The following is a 6,000-nucleotide window of genomic DNA, read 5'->3' as shown; positions in this document are numbered from 1 at the left end:
CGCTTTCCAGGTTCCCGCTTCCGCGTTTCCCTTTCCGGCGGCTCCGACTCTATCAGATCCTTTCGGGCCTGATCCCCGGTCAGCGGGGCTTGTCTTCCCGGCTGTTGGGCCGTTCCGACGAGTGAGACTTTAGCGGATTCCCGGCTCCCGAGCTAATCGGGGGCCAGCGCCCTTTCGAACGCGGATTCCTCATTTCGCGAATACGCACGCCAATACGGCGAGGGCAGACAGAGCGACTGCCGTCGTTGTGTTGGCTGGTACTTGCGGAATGGCTGTCCGGGGACCGACCGGGGTCGGCGCTCACGTCGGACAACTCGGAGAACACTACGTACGGGGCAGGGCAGTGTCAACTCAGGTCCGGAACCGGGCCCGCAGGCGTACGCTGGCAGACATGACAACGCGTACGTGCACCCAGCAGTGGTGGGCCGCCTGACGGCGGCCGTAAGCACGTATGCACTCAACGGCCGCCTCCTCGGCGGCCGTTCGCGTATCTCCCTCCTGAGCTCCTGAGGGTCGGCCGGCCGGGGACGGCGGTCTCGACCAGGAGGTGGAGAGATGACGCGGGTCTTCAGCGGGGTCAAGCCGACGGGGCATCTGACGCTGGGGAACTACCTGGGAGCGATGCGGCAGTGGGCCACCGTCGATCAGCACCAGGCGGAGTCGCTGTTCTGCATCGTCGACCTGCATGCACTCACCGTCGACCATGATCCGGCGCGGGTGCGGCGGCTGAGTCGGCAGGCGGCGACGCTGTTGCTCGCGGTGGGGCTGGATCCCGAGCTGTGCACCGTGTTCGTGCAGAGTCATGTGGACGAGCACGCGCGGTTGTCGTACGTGCTGGAGTGCGTGGCCACGGACGGCGAGATGCGGCGGATGATCCAGTACAAGGAGAAGGCTGCCCGGGAGCGGGCGCGGGGCGGGAGTGTGCGGCTGTCGCTGCTGACGTATCCCGTGCTGATGGCGGCGGACATCCTGGCGTACGGGGCCGACGAGGTGCCGGTCGGGGACGACCAGGCTCAGCATGTGGAGCTGACGCGGGATCTGGCGGTGCGGTTCAACCAGCGGTACGGCTACACGTTCGTGGTGCCGCGGACGACCTCGCCGAAGGTGGGTGCGCGGGTCATGAACCTCCAGGAGCCGACGTCGAAGATGGGGAAGTCCGACGACTCGGGGCCGGGGATCGTCTATCTGCTCGACGAGCCGGAGGTCGTGCGGAGGAAGGTGATGCGGGCCGTGACCGACAGCGGGCGGGACGTCGTGTACGACCCGGCGGCCCGGCCGGGTCTGGCGAATCTGCTGGAGATCCTCGCGTCCTGCACGGGTGGGAACCCATCGGAGCTGAGCGGTGTATATGAGTCGTACGGCGCCTTGAAGAAGGACACCGCCGAGGCCGTGGTGGAGGTCTTGAGGCCCGTGCAGGAGAGGCACAAGGAGTTGTGCGCGGATCCTGGCTATGTGGAGGGGGTGCTGCGGGATGGCGCGGAGAGGGCTCGGGCGATGGCGCGGCCGACCGTGGATGCCGCTTATCGCGCGATCGGGCTGTTGCCGGCGGCGAGTGATATCGCGGTGAGTGCGGCGGCCGGGTAGCCGGGCGGTCGGCGGTGCCCCGCGTGCCGCCCCCGTGTGTGAGGGGGCGGCGGTGAGGGTGTCGGTCAGCTGTTGTTGCCGGAGGCCAGCTGGCGGCTGCGGTCGCGGGCGGCTTCGAGAGCGGCGATGAGTGCGGCTCGTACGCCGTGGTTCTCGAGTTCGCGAATGGCGTTGATGGTGGTGCCCGCGGGGGAGGTGACGTTCTCGCGGAGTTTCACCGGGTGCTCGCCGCTGTCGCGGAGCATCGTCGCGGCGCCGATGGCGGACTGGACGATCAGGTCGTGGGCCTTGTCGCGGGGCAGGCCGAGCAGGATGCCGGCGTCCGTCATGGCTTCGACCAGGTAGAAGAAGTACGCCGGGCCGGAGCCGGACAGGGCGGTGCAGGCGTCCTGCTGGGACTCGGGGACGCGGAGTGTCTTGCCGACGGCGCCGAAGATCTCCTCGGTGTGGGCGAGGTGGCCGGCGGTGGCGTGGGTGCCGGCGGAGATGACGGACATGGCCTCGTCGACCAGGGCGGGCGTGTTGGTCATGACGCGGACGACCGGGGTGCCGGTGGCGAGGCGCTCCTCGAAGAAGGAGGTGGGGATACCGGCGGCGCCGCTGATGATCAGGCGGTCGGCGGGGACATGCGGGGCGAGTTCGTCGAGGAGGGTGCCCATGTCCTGCGGTTTGACCGTGAGGATCAGGGTGTCGGCGGTCTTGGCGGCTTCCGGGTTGGTGACCGGGGTGACTCCGTAGCGCGCGTGGAGTTCTTCGGCCCGCTCCTGGCGGCGGGCGGTGACCAGGAGGTCGGCCGGGGCCCAGCCGGCGCGGATCATTCCGCTGAGCAGGGCTTCGCCGATCTTGCCGGTGCCGAGGACTGCGACTTTCTGGCTCATGCGGTTCAGTCTGGCACCGGGTCGGGGGGGGAGGGCCGGCTGTCCGGTGGGCGGGACGTGGGCTCGCGGGTGTCACTCCGGTCGGCGCTAGGCGGTCCTGCGCCTGAGGGTCGCCGCTCCAAGGCACAGGACCAGCAGGGCGCAGCCGGCCACGATCAGCGCGTCTCGTACGAAGGTCGCCGTCATGTCGGTGTGCCTGAGGACCTCGTTCATGCCGTCGACCGCGTAGGACATCGGCAGGACGTCGGAGATGGCCTCCAGGACGGGGTGCATGTTGTCGCGCTGGGTGAAGAGGCCGCAGAGGAGGAGTTGGGGGAAGATCACGGCCGGCATGAACTGGACGGCCTGGAACTCGGAGGCCGCGAAGGCCGAGACGAACAGGCCGAGGGCGGTGCCGAGCAGGGCGTCGAGGAGCGCGACGAGCAGCAGGAGCCAGGGGCTTCCGATGACGTCGAGGCCCAGGAACCAGACGGCGAGGCCGGTGGCGAGGGCGGACTGGATGATCGCGAGGGCGCCGAAGGCGAGGGCGTAGCCGGCGATGAGGTCGCCTTTGCCCAGGGGCATGGCGAGGAGGCGTTCGAGGGTGCCGGAGGTGCGTTCGCGCAGGGTGGCGATGGAGGTGACCAGGAACATCGTGATCAGCGGGAAGATCCCGAGGAGGGAAGCGCCGATGCTGTCGAAGGTGCGGGGGCTGCCGTCGAAGACGTAGCGCAGCAGGAGCAGCATCACGCAGGGGATCAGGATCAGCATCGCGATGGTGCGTGGGTCGTGGCGGAGTTGGCGCAGGACCCGGGCGGCGGTGGCGGTGGTGCGGGGGAGGCTGAGGGCGCTGGTGGGGGCGGGCGCGAGGTCGGCCCCGGGTGTGGTGGTCGTGGTCATCGCGTGTGCTCCTTGGTGCGGCTCGCCTCGACGGCCTGGTCGACCAGGTGGAGGAAGGCGGCCTCGACGGTGTCGGAGTTCGTTCGGGTGCGGAGTGCGTCGGGGGTGTCGTCGGCGAGGATCTCGCCCTGGCGCATGAGGAGGAGGCGGTGGCAGCGCTCGGCCTCGTCCATGACGTGGGAGGAGATGAGGAGGGTGGCGCCGCGGCGGGCGGTGATGTCGTGGAACAGCTCCCAGAGGTCGCGGCGCAGGACGGGGTCGAGGCCGACGGTGGGTTCGTCGAGGACGAGGAGTTCGGGGGTGCCGAGGAGGGCGACGGCCAGGGAGACGCGGCTGCGCTGGCCGCCGGAGAGGTTGCCGGCGAGGGAGTCGGCGTGGGTGGTGAGGTCGACGTCGGTGATGGCCTGGGTGACGTCGGAGTGGCGGCGGTCGGCGGCGGCGCGGCCGGGGGCGAGGATCGCGGCGAAGTAGTCGAGGTTCTGGCGGACGGTGAGGTCGTCGTAGACGGAGGGGGCCTGGGTGACGTAGCCGATGCGGGTGCGCAGGGCGGGGTGGCCGGCGGGTCGGCCCAGGACGTCGAGGGTGCCGCTGACCTTGGCCTGGGTGCCGACGATGGAGCGCATCAGGGTGGATTTGCCGCAGCCGGAGGGGCCGAGGAGGCCGGTGATCTGGCCGCGGGGGACGTCGAAGGCGAGGTCGTGCAGGACGGTGCGGGGACCTCGGACGACGGTGAGGCCGTCGGCGTGGACGGCGGGAGTCTGCGGTGCTCGGCCCGGGTGGTCCGGACGGTCCAGGTGGTCGGCGGGAGGACCGGACGCTTTATTCATCATGCGATGAATAATGCTCTCGCCGACTCGGACCCGTCAAGCGGCGTGCGTGGAGGCGTGCAGGCGTCGGTTCGTGACCGGCGTGGAGGACCTGCCGGTGTCTGCACGCGGGTCAGCACACGGCTGTTGATGAGGTGAGGTGGTGGTGGTGCTTTGCGCGGCGGCCCTGAAGGGGTGGGCCGCCGCGCGGGGTCAGGCGGCTGTGGCGACCAGCAGTTCGACGTCGTAGGTCTCCTCGACGGTGCCGTCCGGGAAGACCTCCTGGAGGATCCGCCGCTCCTCGGTGAGGAAGACGCCGGTGTGTTCCTCACCGGCCACCAGGAAGATCGAGTGGCTGCCGATGTTGGCGAGGTGGGCGTCCAGGGACACGCGGCGGCTCCAGCGGACCACGCGGTGGGCGAAGTCGAGCCGGCCGGTGGGGTCGGCCAGGAGGGAGCGGGGTCGGGTGTCCTGCACCGCTGCGGCCGGCTTGGCGCCGTAGTCCTTGAAGTGCTCGGCAACCCGGTCGAACTGGCCGGCGATCCACGGGATGTCGAGGGCGTGGGTGTTCCACCACAGCACCAGTGATCCGCCGGGGCGCAGCACCCGCAGGGCTTCCGGCACCGCGCGGGCTGTGTCGGTCCAGTGCCAGGACTGGGCGTAGGTCAAGAAGTCGACGGAGTCCGTGAGGAGGGGGAGGTCGTTGCCGTCGCCCCGCACGATCGGCAGCTCGGGGTGGACGCGGCGGAACTGCTCGGCCATGCCGTCCCCGGGTTCGACCGCGAGGACCTCGGCACCGCGGTCGTGCAGCAGCGCGGTCGCTATCCCGGTGCCAGCACCGACGTCCACGACCCGGGACCCCGCGAGGGTCCGGCCGGAGAGCTCCTCGATCGCGTCGAAGAGGGCGGGCGGGTAGGAGGGGCGGTGGGCGGCGTACTGGGCCGCGGCGGCGTTGAAGGAGTGGGCCCGGCTGGTGTGGGAGGAGGCGGTCATGAGGCCATGGTGACCGGGGCGGGGGTCGGGAGGGGGTGAGTTTTTGGTGAGACGTGGGGAGGGCGGCGGCTGGGGTGGGGTTCGCCCGCGGGGCCGGGTTCCCGAGAGCGGGCGGCGCGGCTTCCTGCGCGCCGGGGCGGGAATTTCGGCGCCGGTACGACTCCCTCGGCGGCAAGCTCCGGGACCCCGACGCCGTTACGACTCCCCCGGCGGAGACGCTCGAGGACATAAAGCCATTACGACTCCCCCGGCGGACAGGCTCAGGCCACAGGGCCACTACGACTCCGCCGACGGACACGCTCAAGGAACCCGCTGCCGGTGCTGCTTTCGTCGCCGGCTGCTCAGCGGGGGCGCTTCTTCTTCGAGGGGTTTCCGGTGCGGCGGGTGCTGCGCTTCTCGTGTTGGCGGCGGGCCGACTCGTACTCCTGGCGGTGCAGTTTCTCGCCCGGCGCCTCGGTGAGGGAGCGGAGGAAGTAGGCCAGGAGGGATCCCACGAACCCGATGGCGAGGAGCCCGCGGAGGGAGGCCTGGCGGTCGGGGTCGGGGCGGCGGCCGAAGCCGTCCCAGGTGTTGCGGAAGGCGAGCGCGCTGCACACTGCGAACATCGCGATGACGAGGACGGTCACGAAGCTGCCGGTGTCGGCGATCTGGAGGCCCTCGTAGGCGAAGCGGAGGATCAGGCAGGAGGCGACGGCGGCGGCGAGCGAACCCACGGCCACGCCGGCGCGGCGGAGGGCGTAGCCGTTGTCGTGGTCCACCCAGGTCGTGCCGAAGAAACGGATCGGCTCGGGGCGGGGGCCGCCCTCGGGGGAGCCCGCGGGGATGTCCTGGGTGCCGGATTCGTCGCTCACGGGACGATT

6 protein-coding genes are annotated in these 6,000 nt (G+C 70.5%); 1 reads left to right on the top strand and 5 read right to left on the bottom strand.

Features of this window, described 5'->3' with window-relative positions:
• Window positions 1–555: 555 nt before the first annotated feature.
• On the top strand, window positions 556–1,584 hold the full coding sequence (trpS, locus tag AQJ54_RS31900; protein ID WP_062243000.1) for a tryptophan--tRNA ligase: 1,029 nt from the start codon (window positions 556–558) through the stop codon (window positions 1,582–1,584).
• A gap of 65 nt (window positions 1,585–1,649) precedes the next feature.
• On the opposite strand, the gene proC is transcribed toward trpS, so the two are convergent.
• The 5 genes from proC to AQJ54_RS31875 form a co-directional block, all read right to left on the bottom strand.
• Entirely contained in the window at window positions 1,650–2,462 is an 813-nt protein-coding gene (gene proC / locus AQJ54_RS31895) for a pyrroline-5-carboxylate reductase (protein ID WP_062033348.1), read from the bottom strand.
• Between the two features lie 87 nt (window positions 2,463–2,549).
• On the bottom strand, window positions 2,550–3,341 hold the full coding sequence (locus tag AQJ54_RS31890) for an ABC transporter permease (RefSeq protein ID WP_062033351.1): 792 nt from the start codon (window positions 3,339–3,341) through the stop codon (window positions 2,550–2,552).
• Entirely contained in the window at window positions 3,338–4,171 is an 834-nt protein-coding gene (locus AQJ54_RS31885) for an ABC transporter ATP-binding protein (protein ID WP_062033354.1), read from the bottom strand. Before AQJ54_RS31885 ends, AQJ54_RS31890 begins: the two co-directional genes overlap by 4 nt.
• A 189-nt stretch (window positions 4,172–4,360) precedes the next feature.
• Window positions 4,361–5,140, bottom strand: coding sequence for a class I SAM-dependent methyltransferase (locus tag AQJ54_RS31880; protein WP_062033357.1), 780 nt, complete (start codon window positions 5,138–5,140; stop codon window positions 4,361–4,363).
• Window positions 5,141–5,481: 341 nt separating this feature from the next.
• Window positions 5,482–5,991, bottom strand: a complete 510-nt coding sequence (locus tag AQJ54_RS31875) for a hypothetical protein (protein WP_062033360.1) — start codon at window positions 5,989–5,991, stop codon at window positions 5,482–5,484.
• Between the last annotated feature and the right edge of the window lie 9 nt (window positions 5,992–6,000).

It is taken from the genome of Streptomyces griseorubiginosus (assembly GCF_001514195.1).
Taxonomy (GTDB): domain Bacteria; phylum Actinomycetota; class Actinomycetes; order Streptomycetales; family Streptomycetaceae; genus Streptomyces; species Streptomyces griseorubiginosus.
This window is presented reverse-complemented; position numbering and strand designations above follow the sequence as displayed.